This window comes from Kitasatospora sp. NPDC092286, from assembly GCF_044755565.1.
Classification (GTDB): Bacteria; Actinomycetota; Actinomycetes; order Streptomycetales; family Streptomycetaceae; genus Kitasatospora.
The window spans coordinates 22,965-39,532 of sequence record NZ_JBIVRD010000030.1 but is presented as its reverse complement, the minus strand read 5'-3'; the positions used below and the strand labels follow the sequence as shown (position 1 = coordinate 39,532).

Below are 16,568 nucleotides of genomic sequence, written 5' to 3'. Positions count from 1 at the left end.
GTGCTCAGCTCCGGGGCAGGACGGGGTCCGGGCGGGCCAGCAGACAGTTCACCGGGACGGGTCTGCGCCCGCTCAGCCGCCGGGCCGCCAGCCGGGGCCAGATCAGCAGCACCACCGGCAGCGCCAGGTACCCGAAGCGCCCGGCCGGCGCCAGCATGAAGGCGATCGCCAGCCCGCCCGCCAGCAGGTCGGCGGCGGCGATCGCGGAGACCGGCGGCCGGGCCAGCAGCCAGATCGTCACCCCGGCCCCGCCCACCGTCATCAGCGCCAGCGAGACGGTGTGCCCGGTCGGCCCCAGCCCGGCGAGCACCTTGCCGGGCAGCGGGCTGCCCGCCGGGGTGTGGATCGCGGTCAGCCCCAGCGGGAACCGCACCACCTGCTCGCGCAGCGCGTCCGCCCTGGCCAGGACGGACGGGAGGATCACCACCAGGCCCGCGCCGAGCGCGGTGAGCCCGGCCCGGGCGGCCGGCCGCCGCCCGTACAGCCGCCAGAGCAGCAGGACGGCCACCGGCAGCGCCGGCCACGCCGTCCACTTCAGGGTGCAGGCCAGGGCGAGCACCAGCCCGGCGGCGATGGTGCGGTCCCGCTCGGCCAGCGCCATGGCGAGGCAGCAGACCCCGATCAGCGGCAGGTCCACCCCGCCGACCACCAGCGCCAGCGCGATCAGCGGTGAGGCGGTGAGCGCGGCCAGCGGCAGCAGTGGGGCGCGGTCCCGGGACGGCCGCAGCAGCCGCCAGCTGGCCAGCAGGCAGCCCAGGAAGGCCAGCGCGAACCAGATCCGGGCGTCCCCGGCCAGCCGCGCCGCCGGACTGCCGTTGCCGAACAGGGCGCGGGGCATCCCGAACAGCGTCATCGCGGGCAGGTACGGGTCGTAGTCGGTGACCACCGCCGGGTGCGGCAGGTACGGGCTGCCGGTGGTGAGCAGCAGGTGCGCGGAGCGTTCGACCACCATCACCTCGGACTGGTGGCGGCCCTGGAGGGCCAGCAGCACCAGCGGCACCAGGACCGCCCCCAGCAGGGCGGCCACGGCGGCGGCACGGGCGGCGAACCGCCGGGGCAGGACCAGGCAGAACAGCCCGGCGACCGCGTACGCGGGGGCCGCGACGGTGCCCCAGAGCCGCTGGTTGGGCAGGTTCGAGACGAGGGGGAAGGCGGCGGCCCACCCCGCGGCGATCGCGCAGCCGAGCACCTGGACGCGGCGCAGGGAGGCGAGCCGGGCCGGGTTCAGCCGATCGGGCGGCGGGGCGGGGGCGCTCCCGCCGCGCTGGCGGGGGAACGGTCCGGGGGCCAGGCCGCGGCGCAGGCGTCCGTACCTGACCGACGGTCCGGCCGGTGCGGGCGGGGCCGGCGTGCCGCTACGGCCGGTGAAGCGGCCGCGCGGGCGGGAGGTGCCGGGCGTGCGGGTGCTCACCATGGTGGAAGGTTATGGGTGGGGGTGGCACCCTGTCGCCATGTCGGCGCGGGGTGTGTCCACCGGGGCGAAAGGGACCGCCGGGGTGTCATGGCGTCCGGCGGTCCCCTCCTCGTGCCCCTACTCGTGGTTCTGCGGCCTCAGCCGGTCGCGCGGTCGGCGAGGGCGGTCTGCTCCGGCCGGTTCAGCCTGGAGTGCTTGACGCTGTACCCGAAGTACACGACCAGGGCGACGGCCAGGGCGATCGCACCGGCCCGGTAGGTGTCGGCGTGCAGGCCGGTGATCAGGTAGACGCAGAAGCCGACGCTGAGCAGCGGGACGACCGGGTAGCCGGGGACCTTGAAGCCACGCGGCAGGTCCGGCTGGGTACGGCGCAGGATGATCACGCCGATCGAGACGACCGAGAAGGCGATCAGCGTGCCCAGGCTGGTGATGTCGGCCAGGACGCGCAGCGGCACGAAGGCGGCGAGCGCGCCGACGCCGAGGCCGACCACGAGGGTGTTCCAGACCGGGGTGCCGGTGCGCGGGGAGAGCTGGGCGAAGCGCTTCGGCAGCATGCCGTCGCGGCCCATCGAGTACAGGATGCGGGTCTGGCCGTAGATCACCACCAGGGTGATGCTGAAGATCGAGACGATCGCGCCGATCGCGAAGACCACCGCGGGCCAGCTCTGGCCGGTGATGTCCTGCAGGATCTGGGCGAGGCCGGCCTCCTGGCCCTCGAACTTCTGCCAGGGCTGGGCGCCGATGCCGGCCAGGGCGACCAGGATGTACAGCAGGGTGACCACGACCAGCGAGATGATGATCGCCAACGGCAGGGTGCGGCGCGGGTTCTTGACCTCCTCACCGGCGGTGGACACGGCGTCCAGGCCGATGAACGAGAAGAAGATGCTGGAGGCCGCGACCTGGACGCCGCCGATGCCCAGCGGCATGAACGGGGTCAGGTTGCCGGAGTGGAAGCCGGTCAGGCCGATCCCGACGAAGAGCAGCAGGATGAGGATCTTGATGCCCACCATGGCCGCGTTGACCTTCACCGACTCGCTGACGCCGCGCACCAGCAGGAGGCAGACCATCGCGACCAGGATGAGCGCCGGCAGGTTGAACCAGTGGCCGCCGCCGGGCGCGCCGGACAACTGGGCGGGGATCTGCCAGCCGACGGTCAGGTCGAGGAACTTGTTCAGGTACTCGGCCCAGCTCACCGCGATGGCGGAGGCGGAGACGCCGTACTCCATCAGCAGGCAGATGCCGACGCCGAACGCGACGCCCTCGCCGAGAGTGGCGTAGGCGTACGAGTACGAGGAGCCGGAGACCGGGATCGCGGAGGCCATCTCGGCGTAGCAGAGCGCGGTCAGGCCCGCGGTGACCGCGGCGATCACGAAGGACAGGATGACGGCCGGGCCGGCCGACGGAACGGCCGTGCTGAGCACGAAGAAGATGCCGGTGCCGATGGTGGCGCCGATGCCGATCGAGGACAGCTGCCAGAGGCCGATGGAACGCCGCAGGTGGATGCCGGAGCGTCCGCCCTCCTCGGGCGCACCGGCGGGGAGGGCGTCCCGGCCCTCGCTCTCGGCGATCAGGGTGGCGACGGGCTTGCGTCGCAGAAGACGCGCGCCAAGGGTGTTGCTGGTCAAAACGCGGATCCTTCTAGGCGGGGGAGGGTGTCCTAGGAGCCGGTCACTCGATCTGCCGTGGGGTGACATCAGGGACCAACCGAACAAAGATGGGACAGTACCCCCCGAAAGCACCAGTGTCGCAAACGAACAGTCTCGTCGCGCGCATTGGACGAATCGTCGTGCCGGACTGCGCAAACCGGACACTTCGCAGACGGCGGATCTGCCACCGAGCAGCTAAGCGGCAGGTCGGCCGGGGTGCGAAGGCCCTCAGCCGGCCAGGACGGCCTGCATCACCGAGCGGGCGATCGGCGCCGCGAGTCCGCCGCCGGTGACATCGGTGGCGTCACTGTCCGCGATCACCACGGCGACCGCCACCGGCGCCACCTGGTCCGAGCCGGCCGGCCTGGCCCAGGAGATGAACCAGGCGTACGGCGTCCCGCTGTTGTCCACCCCGTGCTGGGCGGTACCGGTCTTGCCGCCGACCACCGCCCCGGCGATCCGGGCGTTGCGCCCGGTGCCGCTCTCCACCACGTCGGTCATCAGCCGCTGCACCTGCGCGGCCACCGCCGGGCTCATCGCCTGCTTGTACCGGGTGGGCCGGCTCAGCCGCACCGTGGTGCCGTCGTTCCTGGTCAGTTTCTCCACAAGCTGTGGACGCATCACCGTGCCGTTGTCGGCGACCCCGGCCGCGACCATCGCCATCACCAGCGGGGTGGCCGCGGTGTCGAACTGGCCGATGGCGGAGAGCGCGACCTGGGACTGGTTCATCTCGGTGTCGAAGTTGGAGCGGGCCGACCGGACCGGGATGTCCAGCCTGGGGTCGTTGAAGCCGAAGTTCTCGGCCATCGCCGTCATCCGGTCCAGGCCGGTCGACACCCCGAGGTGGCCCAGCACGCTGTTGCAGCTGTAGACCATCGCGGTGTCCAGCGACAGCCCGGCCCGGTCGCACGCCGAGGTGTCGTTGACCAGCGGGGTGGTGGTGCCCGGCAGGACGTACGGGTAGGGCGTGTCGGTCGGCGCGTCGATGTCGGTGACCACCCCGTTCGCCAGCGCGGCCGCCGCCGTGACCACCTTGAAGGTCGACCCGGGCGGGTAGGTCTGGCGCAGCGCCCGGTTGAGCATCGGCTGGTCGGTGTCGGCCTGGAGCCGGTTCCAGGCCACCTGGTCGGCGGCGGTGGAGCCGGCGAAGCTCCCCGGGTCGTACGAGGGGGTGCTGGCCAGGGCCAGGATCCGGCCGGTGGCGGGCTCGATCGCGGCGACCGCGCCCTTCTGGCTGCCGAGGCCGCGCATCGCGGCCTCCTGGGCGGCCCGGTTGATGGTCGTGTAGACGTCCCCGCCCGGGTTCTGCCGGCGCGCGACGGCGTCCCAGACCGCCCAGCTCGCCAGCCGGCCGTCGGTGCCGGAGAGCAGGTCGTCCTCGGTCCCCTCCAGCTGGGTGTTGCCGTACGCCTGCGAGGAGTACCCGGTGACGGCCGCGTACAGCGGGCCGTCGGTGTAGGTGCGCTTGTAGTCGTAGCGGCCGCCGGTGGGCGTGGAGCCGGTGACGGTGTCGGAGCCGACCAGGATGTTGCCGCGCGGCTGGGAGTAGCGCTCGATGGTGAGCCGCTGGTTGGCGGCGTTGTGGTCGAGTTCGTCGGCCCGGAACACCTGGATCCGGGTGGCCTGGGCGCAGAGCGCCACGATCAGCAGCAGGCAGAAGGTGCCCGCCCGGCGGCCGGTGACGGAGATCCCCGGCAGGCCCTGGGGCCCGTTCCCGGCGCTCTTCGGACGGGTGCGACCGGACATCAGACCTCCTCCGGGGCCGGGCGGCGGGCGATGTCGCTCATCCGCACCAGCAGGGCGACGATGATCCAGTTGGTGACCACCGAGGAACCGCCCTGGGCGACGAACGGCAGGGTCATCCCGGTCAGCGGGATGAGGTCGAGCACCCCGCCGGCCACCACGAACACCTGGAGGCCGACGATCGCGGCCAGCCCGATCGCCAGCAGCCGCCCGAACGGGTCGCGCAGCGCGATGCCGGTGCGGAAGCCCCGGGAGACCAGCAGCGCGTACAGCAGGAACACCGCGATCAGACCGGTCAGCCCCAGTTCCTCGCCGATGGTGGCGAGGATGAAGTCGGACTTGGCGGCGAAGCCGATCAGGACGGAGTGCCCGTTGCCGAGGCCGGTGCCCAGTTCGCCGCCCCAGGCGAACGCGAACAGCGACTGGGCGATCTGGTTGGCGCCCCGCCCCGCGGTGATCGAGCCGAGCGGGTCCAGCCAGTCGGCGACCCGGCTGTGCACGTGTGGCGAGAGCCAGCCGACCCCGACCGCCGCCACCGCGGCCAGGAACAGCCCGATGGCGATCCACCCGCTGCGCGCGGTGGCCACGTACAGCATCACCACGAAGAGGCCGAAGAAGAGCAGCGAGGTGCCGAGGTCGGTCTCCAGCACGAGGATGCCGACGAAGGCCGCCCAGATCAGCAGGACCGGTCCGAGCACCCGTCCGGGCGGCAGCCGGAACCTCCACACCCGGCGGCCGGTGAGCGCCAGCGCGTCCCGGTGCACCGCCAGGTAGGCGGCGAAGAAGACCGCCAGCAGGATCTTGGCGAACTCCCCCGGCTGGAAGGAGAGCGGTCCGACGGTGATCCAGATCCGCGAGCCGTACACCGGTGGGAAGAAGATCGGCAGTACCAGCAGCACCAGGGCCACCAGCGCCCCGATGTACGCGTAGCGCTGCAGCCGTCTGTGGTCGCGCAGCAGCAGCACCACCGCGATGAACAGCGCCACCCCGAGCGTCGACCAGAGCAGTTGGGTGGGCGCCGCGCCGGCGCCGGGGGTGGCCCGGTCGAGGCGGTAGATGACGACCAGTCCGATCCCGTTGAGCAGGACGGCGATCGGCAGCAGCAGCGGATCCGCGTACGGCGCCCGCCGGCGGACCACGACGTGCGCCAGCAGGGCGAGCACGCCGAGCGCGGCGCCGTACTCGCCCGCGTCGGCGGGCACCGTGCCGTCGATGTTGACCCCGACCTCGGCGTAGCCGAAGACGGCGATCAGTACGGCGGCCAGGACCAGCGCGAGTTCGGTGGTGCGCCGGGTCCGCGCCGTCCGGCGCGGCCGGCCGGCGGTTCTCGTCGCGGCGGAGGGTGTCACCACGGACCGTCCTGCGTAGGGGTGTCCTGCGGGGGTGTTTCTGCCGGGATGGCGATCGGGGCGGACGGGCGGCGGGCCCGTCCGCCCCGACGTGAGCGGCTGGTCAGGTCAGGCCGGTACGGCTCAGGCGGACGCCGGCGCGGGCGGGGCGGGCGGCGCGGCCGGGGCGGCGGCCGCCCGGGACGCCTCGACGGTCGCCTTCAGCTCGGCCTCTGCGGCGGCCGAGAGCGAGGTCTGGATGATCTGGCCGCCGTACCGGGCCAGCGCCGGAACGACCTTGTCCGCGGTGGCCTTGCGGACCAGCAGGAACACCGCGGCGGTGCCCGGCTGGAGGTGCCGTCCGACCTCGCGCATGAAGTCGTCGTCGACCCCGATGTCGGTGGAGGCGCCGACCGCCGCTCCGGCGGCGCCGCCGACCGCCGCGCCGAGGAACGGCATGAAGAACAGCAGGCCGATGACGCCGCCCCAGAGCGCGCCCGAGGCCGCGCCCGCTCCGGTGGTACTGACCTGCTGGTGCAGCTTGATCCTGCCGTCGTCGCGGCGCTCCACCACGACCGCGTCCTCCAGGTCGATCAGCTTCTGCGTCTGCAGCCCGACCGCTTCGTCGCGCACCGCCCGGGCGGTGGCCAGATCCGGGTAGGCGATCGCGAAGAGGTTGCTCACGTGCTGATCCTTCCAATCAGTCGGACATGCCGGCCGGGTCCGGACGCCGGTGCGGCGGCGCCCATGCCCTGTTCTGCACCCTAACGAGTGCTATCCCCATGTATCGGCTCTTCCATCCGGTGTGTCCTGTTATTGGCGGCGCCCCGCCATGCTCACTCCGGGCGGCGCCCCGCCAGGGCCAGCAGCCCGGCGGCCAGCAGCAGTTCGGCCCACGGGTAGCCGAGCCGCCCGGTCCGGACCGCGGCGACCAGCCCGCGCACCGCCGAGTTCGCGGGCGAGGCGGCCACCACAGAAGGTCGGCCAGCCCCGGCAGGACCGGCGTGAAGCTCCGCGCCGGGCGCTCGATCTCCCATCGGCGAGCGGGAGTTCACGCCGGATCCGCACCGCACGCACACCTCCCCTCGTTGGCCATGGCGAACTGATGATCCCTAGGATCGGCGGGTGACTACCGGACGACGACCGAAGGCCAGGCTCGGCAGCCTGCTGGCCGCCCTGGCGATAACAGGCGGTGCGCTGCTCAGCGGCCTGCCCGCCCATGCCGACGAACCATCAGCCGGCTCCGCCGGCAAGGAAGCCCCCCGGGTCGACCTCGTGCTGGACGTCAGCGGCTCCATGCGGACCGCCGACATCCAGGGCAAGAGCCGCATCGCGGTGGCCCAGCAGTCCCTGAACGAGGTGATCGACGCGCTGCCCGCGGAGACCGAGTTCGGCATCCGCACCCTCGGCGCCAACTACCCCGGCGACGACAAGAACCAGGGCTGCCAGGACAGCAAGCAGCTCTTCCCGGTCGGCAAGACCAACAAGGTCGAGGCCAAGACCGCCGTCGCCACCCTGCGCCCGACCGGCTGGACCCCGATCGGCCTGGCCCTGCGCGGCGCCGCCCAGGACCTCGGCAAGGGCGAGACCACCCGCCGGGTGGTGCTGATCACCGACGGCGAGGACACCTGCACCCCGCCCGACCCCTGCGACGTCGCCCGCGAACTCGCCGCCCAGGGCATCCACCTGGTGGTGGACACCCTCGGTCTGGCCCACGACGACAAGACCCGCCAGCAGCTGCTCTGCATCGCCAACGCCACCGGCGGCACCTACACCGACGTCCGCACCCAGGAGCAGCTCACCGACAAGGTGAAGCAGCTGGTCGACCGCTCCAACGACACCTACACCGTGACGCCCACCAAGACGGCGGGCACCGACAAGTGCGAGAACGCCCCGGTGCTCTCCCCCGGCGTCTACAGCGACCGGGAGAAGTTCTCCGAGCACCGCGTCTACCGCGTCCCGGTGAAGGCCGGCCAGGAGCTGCGCGCCTCGGTCAGCGTCTCGCTCGACCGCGCGGTCGCCCGTGACTACGGCGTCCTCCTCCAGGCCACCAGCACGGCCGGGCAGGAACTGGTCCGCGGCACCGACGCCGGCAACGGCCGGACGGACGTCATCTCCACCGGCCTGCGCTGGTCCACCAACGACTCCAAGGGCTACGTCACCGCGTCGCCGTCCAGCTCCGCGAGCGCCAAGCCGGAGACCACCGTCTGCCTGGTCGTCAGCAACTCGCTCGCGGCCCAGCCCGGCGTCCAGGCCGACCCCGGCATGCCGCTGGAGCTGACGGTCGACCTGGCCAGCGCCTCGTCCGCCCCGGACGGCCCGGCGATGGGTCTCGGCCGCGGCTGGATCCTGCTGCTGGTGCTCACCCTCGCCGGTCTGCTGGCCGGCCTGGTGTTCGGCTGGATCGCACGCTGGCGGATCGCTGTCTGGCGGGAGAACTGACCATGCCCATCTCGACACTTCGCGGCGCCTTCCGCGGCGCGCTCGCCGCGCTCGCCCTGTTCCCGGCCCTCGCGGTCGCGGCCCCGGCCGCCTCCGCCGCCTCGCCGTCCCCCTCGGCGAGCGAGAGCGGGACGCCGGCCCCGGCCACCAAGGCGGGGACGTCCTTCCTGACCGCCATCAACCTCGCCCCCGGCCAGGACGCCAACGTGGCCGCCTCCACCGGCGACTACCTGTACTGGGCGTTCGGCGCCTCCGAGGGCCAGACCGCGACGGTCGGCCTGACCGTCAACCTGGCCCCCACGCCCGACCGGCACGGGCCGCAGACCTGGAGCGTCGAGGTGTTCGACGGGCTGCGCCGCCGCCAGTCCTGCACCGCCGGCACCCAGAACGCCACCGGTGAGACGACCACCACCTCGCTCGCCCTGAGCTGCACCCTGCGCGAGGTCCGCTCCTGGGCCGAGCCGTGGTCCGGCGACCCGCTGCCGGGCACCTACTACGTCCGGCTCTCGCTCTCCGACGCCCCGCAGCCGGACCTCGGCCTCGCCGCCTCGGTCCAGTTGCACGTCAGCGCCAAGGGCGACGCGGACAACGCCCAGCCCGAGGGCGGCGAGCTGAAGGCCCCGCTGGTGCCCCCGGTCGGTGGCGGCGCCGCCACCACGAAGGCCGCCGCACCGGAGGAGCCCGAGGAGCACTGGTACACCGGCTGGTTCTCCGGCTGGAACAGCCGCTGGTTCTGGACCGTCGGCGGCGGCATCCTGGCCGCCCTGGCGGGCGTCGCGGGCTACACCCTCACCCGCCACCCGCGCGGGTACCGCCCCGCCCGCTACGGGGCCGTCCCGCCCCAGTCCGGCGCCCCGCAGCCGGACCCGTACGCCGGCTCCGGCCGCCCCTGACAGCCCCGCCCCGAGGGCCGGCCGGACCACCTCCGGCCGGCCCTCGGCCGTCCCGCCCTAGCTGACCCCCGGTCACCCACCGCCGCACCCCAGACAACGCAGAAGTCCCGCCCGATCTGATGATCGGACGGGACTTCTTGTTGGGTGGAGCTGAGGGGATTCGAACCCCTGACCCCCTCGATGCGAACGAGGTGCGCTACCGGACTGCGCCACAGCCCCAACGAGAAGAAACTCTAGCACCTTTCGGAGGGGGTCCGTGACCACCCCCCTGGACGCGCTCCTGGTCGGGGGCGGGGCGGCTCACTCGTTGGCGGCGCGGGGGCGGGTCTCGGGGGTGGGGGCCTCGGCGTACTGGTCGAACAGCGGGGTGTTGTTGCGGGACTCCGCCGGGCGGCCGGCGGTCCAGGTTCCGGGGGCCGACAGGTCGAGGCCACGGCTGACCCGGGGAGCCACCGGGGCGGTGACATAGGTCGGCAGCGGGACGGGCACCGGCTCCCACGAGTCCGGACCGGCCGCACCGCGTTCGCGCATGCCGTCCACCCACTCCTCGTGCTCGGTCGCCTCCGCCTCCGCCAGGGCCGAGGCCGAGCCGGACGGACGCGCCTCCGCCGGGACCTGGTCGGCCTCGGTGGCGAGCCGCAGGTGCGAACGGCCGCGCCCGGCCCGGCCCTCGGGGGCGGGTACGGGCGCCGGGGCGGGCGCCTCGGCGCCCTCGGTCTGCCGGGCCTCGGCGCGCTGCCGCTCGCGCTTGCGCAGCCGCTCGGCGGCCTGGGCGGCCCGGGCCCGGTCGAGCTTCACCTCGTACCGCTGGCGCTCCAGCTTGCGCAGGTGGCCGATGTAGAGGGTGAGGAGGATCGCCGGCACGGCCGGGACCCAGAGGAAGGCGAGACCGGCCACCGCCGCGACGACCGCGCCGAGGGCGAAGGCCATGAAGAGGACGGTGACCATCCGGCGCCGGCGGGCCAGCAGCCGCGCCCGGCGCTCGGCGGCCTGGGCGGGCGGGCGCTCGGACGCCGGCTCCGCCGCGGGTTTCTCCTCGGCCCCCTCCTCGGTCCTTCCGTCGGCCCCGCTTCCGGGATCGCTGGAGGCGGCCTCGTCCCGTACGGGAGGACCGTCGTCATTGCTCTGCTCGTCGTCACGCGGTTCGTCACCCAGGGTCCGGGACGCCCGCCGCTCCAGCGCCGAACGCCCGGCCAGCAGGCGGATGGCGGTACTGAAACGCTCCGTGGGGCGCGCCTCGTTGAGCTCGTCCTGCCTGCGGAGCCACATTGGCACCAGATAGGCGGCCCAGGCCCCTACGATGACGGCGTAGATAAGGCCGCTACTGCTCACGTTTCACACCGTACGGGCGCCGGGGAAGGCCCGGCAGCAATTTGACACGGCGTGTCGTGCGATCAAGCTGATTCTCCGACTATTTTGCCGCTATTTGTGCCTGTCCGTCGCCACGGCGATGCCATATTGATATTTTTTTCGAACATATATTCAATTACCTGACTCGCGGCCCGAACTGATCGCCCGCCACCGCTCCAGCATCCCCTCGGGGACCTCCTCGGCGGTGAGCGCGTACACCAGGTGGTCCCGCCAGTCACCGTCGATGTGCAGATAGCGGGGCCGCATTCCCTCCGAACGGAACCCGAGCTTTTCCACCACCCGGCGGCTCGGGCCGTTCTCCGGCCGGATGCAGACCTCGATCCGGTGCAGCCCCAGGGTGCCGAGGCAGTGGTCCACCGAGAGCGCCACGGCGGTCGGCATGATGCCCCGGCCGGCCACCGCCTCGTCGATCCAGTAGCCGACGTTGGCCGAGCACATCGAGCCCCAGGTGATCCCGCCGACGGTCAGCTGGCCGACCAGCTGCCCCTTGTAGAGGACCACGAAGGGCAGCATCCGGCCCGCCGAGGCCTCGCCGCGCAGGAAGCGGACCATCTGCCGGTACGTCGGGCGCGGACCGGCGCTCCGGCCGGCCGCGCCGGGCGGCACGGTGGCCTCCCAGCGCCGCAGCCAGTCCCGGTTGCGGAGGCTGACCTCCTGCCAGTCGCGCTGGTCGCGGGCCCGGATCGGGCGCAGCGTGACCTCCCCCTCGTGGAGCTCCACCGGCCAGCCGGCGTTCAGTGCGCCCTCCCGGCGGCAGGTGTGTCGGGCCGGGGGTGGTCCCCGCCGCCGAGCTGGTCGACGGCGTGCGCGAGCAGCGGCTCCAGGACCACCAGGCCGTCCTTCACACCGCCGGTGGAACCCGGCAGGTTGACGATCAGGGTGCGTCCGGCGAGGCCGGCCAGCCCGCGGGAGAGCGCCGAGGCCGGGACCTTCTCCCGCCCGTATGCCCGGATGGCCTCGGCGATGCCGGGGACCGGCCGGTCGACGACCCGGGCGGTCATCTCGGGGGTGAGGTCGGTGGGCGAGATGCCGGTGCCGCCGGTGGTCAGCACCACGTCGTAGCCGGCCGCGACGGCCTCGCGCAGCGCCGCCTCGACCGGTTCGCCGTCCGGGACGACCCGGGGGCCGTCGGCGGTGAAGCCCATCGCGCGCAGGCCGGCCACCAGCAGCGGGCCGCCCCTGTCCTCGTAGACGCCGGCCGAGGCGCGGTTGGAGACGGTGACGGCGAGGGCCCTCATTCCGCGGTCTCCGGGGCGAACCAGTCGCCGCTCTTGCCGCCGGTCTTGCCGAGCACCCGGATGTTCTCGATGGCGGCGGCCTTGTCCACGGCCTTGACCATGTCGATCACGGTCAGGCCGGCCACCGCGACGGCGGTCAGCGCCTCCATCTCGACGCCGGTGCGGTCGGCGGTCCGCACGGTGGCGGTGATCTCGACCGCCTCGTCGGTGACCGTGAGGTCCACCTGGACGCCGGAGACCGCGATCGGGTGGCAGAGCGGGATCAGTTCCGGGGTCTTCTTGGCGCCCATGATCCCGGCGATCCGGGCCACCGCGAGCGCGTCGCCCTTGGGGACGCCCTCGCCGCGCAGCAGCTCGACCACCCGGGGGGCGACCCGGACCCGGCCGGCGGCGACGGCGGTGCGCACGGTGGCCGTCTTCTCGGAGACGTCGACCATCCGGGCCGCGCCCTGGTCGTCGACGTGGGTGAGGCGGTCGCCGGGGGGTGAGGTGGTCACGGGTGGCTCCAGGGGGACGCGCAGGTCGAATACCGCGCTACGGTACCCCTCCCCCAGGCCGGTGCGTGGGACGGGCCATGCCGGTGCGCGGGACGGCCCGGGGCAGGTGGGAGGCTCAGCCGCCCAGCAGCACGACGTCGACCTCGCTGCCGGCCGGCAGCTCGACGGCGTCCTCCTCCACGGTGATCAGGCAGTCCGCCCTGGCCAGCGCGCCGACCAGGTGCGATCCCGCCCCGCCGACCGGCTCGACCATGCCGTCGGCGGCCGAGTAGCGGCCGCGCAGGAACTGCCGCCGCCCGGCGGGTGAGCGCAGTGTCACCGGGCAGACGGCCCGGACCACCGGACGGTGCACGTCGGCGGCGCCGAGCATGGTGCGGATCACCGGGCGGACGAACAGCTCGAAGGAGATGTACGCGCTGACCGGGTTGCCGGGCAGGGCGAGCAGCGGCACGCCGGCCCCGGCGCCGATCCGGCCGAAGCCCTGCGGCTTGCCGGGCTGCATCCGCAGCCGGCGGAAGTCGACCCCGCCGTAGGACTCGAAGACCTCCTTGACCACGTCGTACGCGCCGACGCTGACGCCGCCGCTGGTGACGATGAGGTCGGCCCGGCCGAGCTGGTCCTCCAGGACGGCGCGCAGCAGGGCCGCGTCGTCCGGCACGCCGCCGACCCGGTAGGCGATGGCTCCGGCGTCCCGGGCCGCGGCGGTGAGGGTGAAGCTGTTGGAGTCGGGGATCTGGCCGGGTCCGACCGGCTCGCCGGGCTGGACCAGCTCGCTGCCGGTGGAGAGCACCACGACCCGGGGCCGGGGGCGGACCTTCACGGTGGCCCGGCCGATCGCGGCGAGCAGGCCGAGCTGGGCGGGACCGAGCCGGGTGCCCGCGTCCAGGACGCGCGCACCGGTGGCGACGTCGCTGCCGCGGCGGCGGATGTGGGCGCCCTCGGCGACCGGGCGCAGCACCCGGACCTCCTCGTCGGCGACGGGCGCGGTCATCGCGTCGGCGGCGCGGCCGGTGCCGGTGCCGCCGTCGGTCCACTCGACCGGGGCGACGGCCTCGGCGCCGGGCGGCACCGGGGCGCCGGTCATGATCCGGGCGGCCTGTCCGGGGCCGACCCGGGGCAGGGCGCCGGCGCCGGCGGCGATGTCGCCGACCACGGTGAGCGCCGAGGGGTACTCGGCGGTGGCGCCCACGGTGTCGGCGGTGCGGACGGCGTAGCCGTCCATCGAGCTGTTGTCGAAGGGCGGCAGGTCGCCGTCGGCGATCACGTCCTCGTCGAGCCGGCAGCCCTGGGCGTCGAGCAGCTGGAGCTCGATCGCGGGCAGCGGGGCGACGGCCGCCAGGACGTCGGCGAGGTGCTCGTCGACCGTCCAGAGCCGGTCCGGGCGGGCGTCCGGTGCCGGGTCCGCGGATTCGTCGCAGCAGGCTGCGGCGGGGCTGGTGCTCTCCGTGGACCCGGTCATCGGCTCACTCACTCTCTGTCGGTGTGTCAGTCCTGCATCTCGGAGGCGACGAACTCACGGAGCCAGGAGCGGAACTCCGGGCCCAGGTCGTCACGCTCGGACGCCAGCCGGACGATGGCGCGCAGGTAGTCCGCGCGGTCGCCGGTGTCGTAGCGACGGCCCTTGAAGAGCACGCCGTGGACCTGGCCGCCGGTCTCCGGGTCACGGGTGGTCAGCTCGCGCAGGGCGTCGGTGAGCTGGATCTCGCCGCCGCGGCCGGGCTCGGTCTCCCGCAGCACGTCGAAGACCGAGGGGTCGAGGACGTAGCGGCCGATGACCGCGTAGTTCGACGGGGCGTCGGCGGTGTCGGGCTTCTCGACCAGGTCGGTCACCTGGAAGACGTCCTCGCCGAAGCCGTTCGCCTTGACGGCCGCGCAGCCGTACAGGTGGATCTGGGCGGGGTCGACCTCCATCAGGGCGACGACCGAGCCGCCGAGCTCCTGCTGGACCTCGATCATGCGGGCGAGCAGCGGGTCGCGCGGGTCGATGAGGTCGTCACCGAGCAGGACGGCGAAGGGCTGGCCGGCGACGTGCTGCTCGGCGACCGAGACGGCGTGGCCGAGGCCCTTGGGGTCGCCCTGGCGGACGTAGTGCATGTTCGCCAGGTCGACGGACTCGCGCACGCGGCGCAGCCGGTCCTGGTCGCCCTTGCGGGCGAGCAGCTCCTCCAGCTCGTAGGCGCGGTCGAAGTGGTCCTCGAGGGCGCGCTTGTTCCGGCCGGTGACCATCAGTATGTCGGACAGCCCGGCGGAGGCCGCCTCCTCGACGACGTACTGGATCGCCGGCTTGTCGACGACGGGCAGCATCTCCTTCGGCGTGGCCTTGGTGGCCGGGAGGAAGCGGGTGCCCAGTCCGGCCGCGGGTACCACGGCCTTGGTTACCGGAATTCGGGTGTTGGTCGTCGTCATGCGTTTACCTTACTAAGGCACGTTTTCGCCTGGCCGAGCGCGGTCGAACGGCTATGGCAGCACGTCGCGGGGCCCGGCCACAGTGGCATGCGTATGGGAAGTGACGGGGGAGGCGAGGGGGTCCCCTCCGACACAGGGCGACAGACTACCGGGCTTTCCCGAACGATCAGGTTCGGTCACGGAGCCGTTGTCCGACCGTGGGGAGACCACTGCGCGCCAGCAGTCGCCGCCCGCCGCGCGGGCCTCGGCGAGGGCCCCGTCGGCGGCTCTGAGCAGGACGGCGGTGTGGGTGCCGTGCTCGGGCAGGACGGCCACCCCGACGGCGGCGGTGAGCCCGTTGCCGTGCGGGGGGCGGCCCTCGCGCGGGCCGGAGGACCAGTCCAGCAGCAGGTGGCGGCGGACCGACCAGACCAGGCGTTCGGCGACCTGTGCGGCGCCCTCGGCCCCGGTGTCCGGCAGGACGATCAGGAACTCCTCCCCGCTGTACCGGCCGAGGGTGTCCGAGCGGCGGATCTCCATGCCGAGGCGCTGGGCGAGGTCCCGCAGTATCGCGTTGGCCCGGCCCCGGCCGTGCTCGGCGATGACCGCGTCGAAGCCCGCGATCTCCAGCAGCAGGACGGCCAGCGGGCGCGGCCCGCCCTGCTGGTCGGTCTGCTCGCCGCGGCGGGCCCGGCCGATCTCCCGGTCCAGGGTGAGCTGGAGGTGCCGGTAGTTCCACACCCCGGTGAGCGGGTCGCAGGAGGCGGTGCGTTCCAGCTCGGCGCAGCGGGCCTCCAGTTCGCCGACCCGTTCGCGCAGCCCGGCCTCGCGGACGGCGGCGGCGCCGTCCCCCCGGCGCAGCCGCAGCCCGAGCACGGTGGTGCCGGCCAGCGCGGGGACGCTGAGCGCGGCCAGGGCCTGGACCAGCAGCGGGGTGGACATCGGGGCGCCTTCCGCGTGTCAGGCTCTGAGCGTCACGGACCCAGAGCTGTGGAGGATCGCATGCACAACGAGAAGAGCGCGCTGAGGACACGGCTGCTGTCCGAGCGGCGTGCCCTGTCACCGCGGGCCCGGGAGGCGGCCGCGGACGCCCTGGCCGGGCACGCCGGGGAGCTGGCCGGGCCGGGTGCCACGGTGGCCGCGTATGTGTCGGTCGGGGCCGAGCCGGGCACCCGGCCGCTGCTGGACGCGCTGCGGGCGCGCGGGGTGCGGGTGCTGCTGCCGGTGCTGCTGGCCGACAACGACCTGGACTGGGCGGAGTACGAGGGGGCGGAGGCGCTCGCGCCGGCCGGGCGCGGGCTGGTGGAGCCGGTCGGCGCCCGGCTCGGCCCGGAGGCCGTCACCGGGGCGTCGCTGGTGCTGCTGCCCGGCCTGGCGGTGGACCGCCGGGGGCTGCGGCTGGGCCGGGGCGGCGGCTCGTACGACCGGGTGCTGGCCCGGCTGGGCCGTGCGGGGGCCCGGCCGCTGCTGGCCGTGCTGCTGTACGAGCACGAGCTGCTGGAGCGGGTGCCGGCCGAACCGCACGATCTGCCGGTGGACGTCGCGCTCACTCCGGCCGGGCCGCACCGGCTGGCGCGGTAGCGGGCGGGTGCCGGGCGAACGGGCGGCCGG

General features: G+C 73.8%; 16 protein-coding genes and 1 tRNA gene. 3 read left to right on the top strand and 14 right to left on the bottom strand.

Annotated features, from left to right (window positions below):
* Positions 1 to 4: 4 nt before the first annotated feature.
* From ACIQIB_RS27170 to ACIQIB_RS27145, 6 genes are all read right to left on the bottom strand, one after another.
* Positions 5 to 1,414 (bottom strand): glycosyltransferase 87 family protein, encoded by a 1,410-nt coding sequence (locus tag ACIQIB_RS27170; protein ID WP_363606937.1) that lies wholly within the window; start codon positions 1,412 to 1,414, stop codon positions 5 to 7.
* A 137-nt stretch (positions 1,415 to 1,551) separates the two neighbouring features.
* A complete protein-coding gene (locus ACIQIB_RS27165; protein WP_400657121.1) occupies positions 1,552 to 3,108 on the bottom strand; it encodes an amino acid permease in 1,557 nt (518 codons plus the stop codon).
* Positions 3,109 to 3,288: 180 nt separating this feature from the next.
* Complete coding sequence (locus tag ACIQIB_RS27160) at positions 3,289 to 4,806, bottom strand: penicillin-binding transpeptidase domain-containing protein (protein WP_400761221.1); 1,518 nt, start codon at positions 4,804 to 4,806, stop codon at positions 3,289 to 3,291.
* Positions 4,806 to 6,155 carry an FtsW/RodA/SpoVE family cell cycle protein gene (locus ACIQIB_RS27155; RefSeq protein ID WP_400657037.1) on the bottom strand — a complete coding sequence of 450 codons (1,350 nt, stop codon included), beginning with the start codon at positions 6,153 to 6,155 and terminating at the stop codon, positions 4,806 to 4,808. Before ACIQIB_RS27155 ends, ACIQIB_RS27160 begins: the two co-directional genes overlap by 1 nt.
* Before the next feature lie 120 nt (positions 6,156 to 6,275).
* Entirely contained in the window at positions 6,276 to 6,815 is a 540-nt protein-coding gene (locus tag ACIQIB_RS27150; RefSeq protein ID WP_400761220.1) for a DUF1269 domain-containing protein, read from the bottom strand.
* 152 nt (positions 6,816 to 6,967) lie between these two features.
* Complete coding sequence (locus ACIQIB_RS27145) at positions 6,968 to 7,102, bottom strand: hypothetical protein (RefSeq protein WP_363606931.1); 135 nt, start codon at positions 7,100 to 7,102, stop codon at positions 6,968 to 6,970.
* 154 nt (positions 7,103 to 7,256) lie between these two features.
* On the opposite strand from ACIQIB_RS27145, the gene ACIQIB_RS27140 reads away from it, so the two are divergent.
* Both ACIQIB_RS27140 and ACIQIB_RS27135 read left to right on the top strand, forming a co-directional pair.
* Complete coding sequence (locus tag ACIQIB_RS27140; RefSeq protein WP_363606930.1) at positions 7,257 to 8,573, top strand: VWA domain-containing protein; 1,317 nt, start codon at positions 7,257 to 7,259, stop codon at positions 8,571 to 8,573.
* A 2-nt stretch (positions 8,574 to 8,575) separates the two neighbouring features.
* Complete coding sequence (locus tag ACIQIB_RS27135; protein WP_400761218.1) at positions 8,576 to 9,466, top strand: peptidase; 891 nt, start codon at positions 8,576 to 8,578, stop codon at positions 9,464 to 9,466.
* Positions 9,467 to 9,611: 145 nt separating this feature from the next.
* On the opposite strand, the gene ACIQIB_RS27130 is transcribed toward ACIQIB_RS27135, so the two are convergent.
* The 8 genes from ACIQIB_RS27130 to ACIQIB_RS27095 all read right to left on the bottom strand — a co-directional run bounded on the left by ACIQIB_RS27130 (position 9,612) and on the right by ACIQIB_RS27095 (position 15,899).
* A tRNA-Ala gene (locus ACIQIB_RS27130) sits at positions 9,612 to 9,685 on the bottom strand.
* Positions 9,686 to 9,766: 81 nt separating this feature from the next.
* Positions 9,767 to 10,798 (bottom strand): hypothetical protein, encoded by a 1,032-nt coding sequence (locus ACIQIB_RS27125; RefSeq protein ID WP_400761216.1) that lies wholly within the window; start codon positions 10,796 to 10,798, stop codon positions 9,767 to 9,769.
* Between the two features lie 150 nt (positions 10,799 to 10,948).
* Entirely contained in the window at positions 10,949 to 11,557 is a 609-nt protein-coding gene (locus ACIQIB_RS27120; protein ID WP_363606927.1) for a GNAT family protein, read from the bottom strand.
* Positions 11,558 to 11,571: 14 nt separating this feature from the next.
* A complete protein-coding gene (locus ACIQIB_RS27115) occupies positions 11,572 to 12,075 on the bottom strand; it encodes a molybdenum cofactor biosynthesis protein B (protein ID WP_400761214.1) in 504 nt (167 codons plus the stop codon).
* Positions 12,072 to 12,512: a cyclic pyranopterin monophosphate synthase MoaC gene (gene moaC / locus ACIQIB_RS27110; protein ID WP_400657123.1), complete on the bottom strand. Its 441-nt coding sequence runs from the start codon at positions 12,510 to 12,512 to the stop codon at positions 12,072 to 12,074. The genes ACIQIB_RS27115 and moaC overlap by 4 nt, the downstream gene beginning before the upstream one ends.
* A 175-nt stretch (positions 12,513 to 12,687) precedes the next feature.
* On the bottom strand, positions 12,688 to 14,031 hold the full coding sequence (gene glp, locus ACIQIB_RS27105) for a gephyrin-like molybdotransferase Glp (RefSeq protein WP_400761212.1): 1,344 nt from the start codon (positions 14,029 to 14,031) through the stop codon (positions 12,688 to 12,690).
* 26 nt (positions 14,032 to 14,057) lie between these two features.
* Positions 14,058 to 14,978 (bottom strand): UTP--glucose-1-phosphate uridylyltransferase GalU, encoded by a 921-nt coding sequence (galU, locus tag ACIQIB_RS27100; RefSeq protein WP_363606922.1) that lies wholly within the window; start codon positions 14,976 to 14,978, stop codon positions 14,058 to 14,060.
* A gap of 51 nt (positions 14,979 to 15,029) precedes the next feature.
* Positions 15,030 to 15,899 (bottom strand): GGDEF domain-containing protein, encoded by an 870-nt coding sequence (locus ACIQIB_RS27095; RefSeq protein WP_363606920.1) that lies wholly within the window; start codon positions 15,897 to 15,899, stop codon positions 15,030 to 15,032.
* A 60-nt stretch (positions 15,900 to 15,959) separates the two neighbouring features.
* Between ACIQIB_RS27095 and ACIQIB_RS27090 the strand changes: the two genes are divergently transcribed.
* Entirely contained in the window at positions 15,960 to 16,538 is a 579-nt protein-coding gene (locus ACIQIB_RS27090) for a 5-formyltetrahydrofolate cyclo-ligase (protein ID WP_363606918.1), read from the top strand.
* Positions 16,539 to 16,568 lie beyond the last annotated feature (30 nt).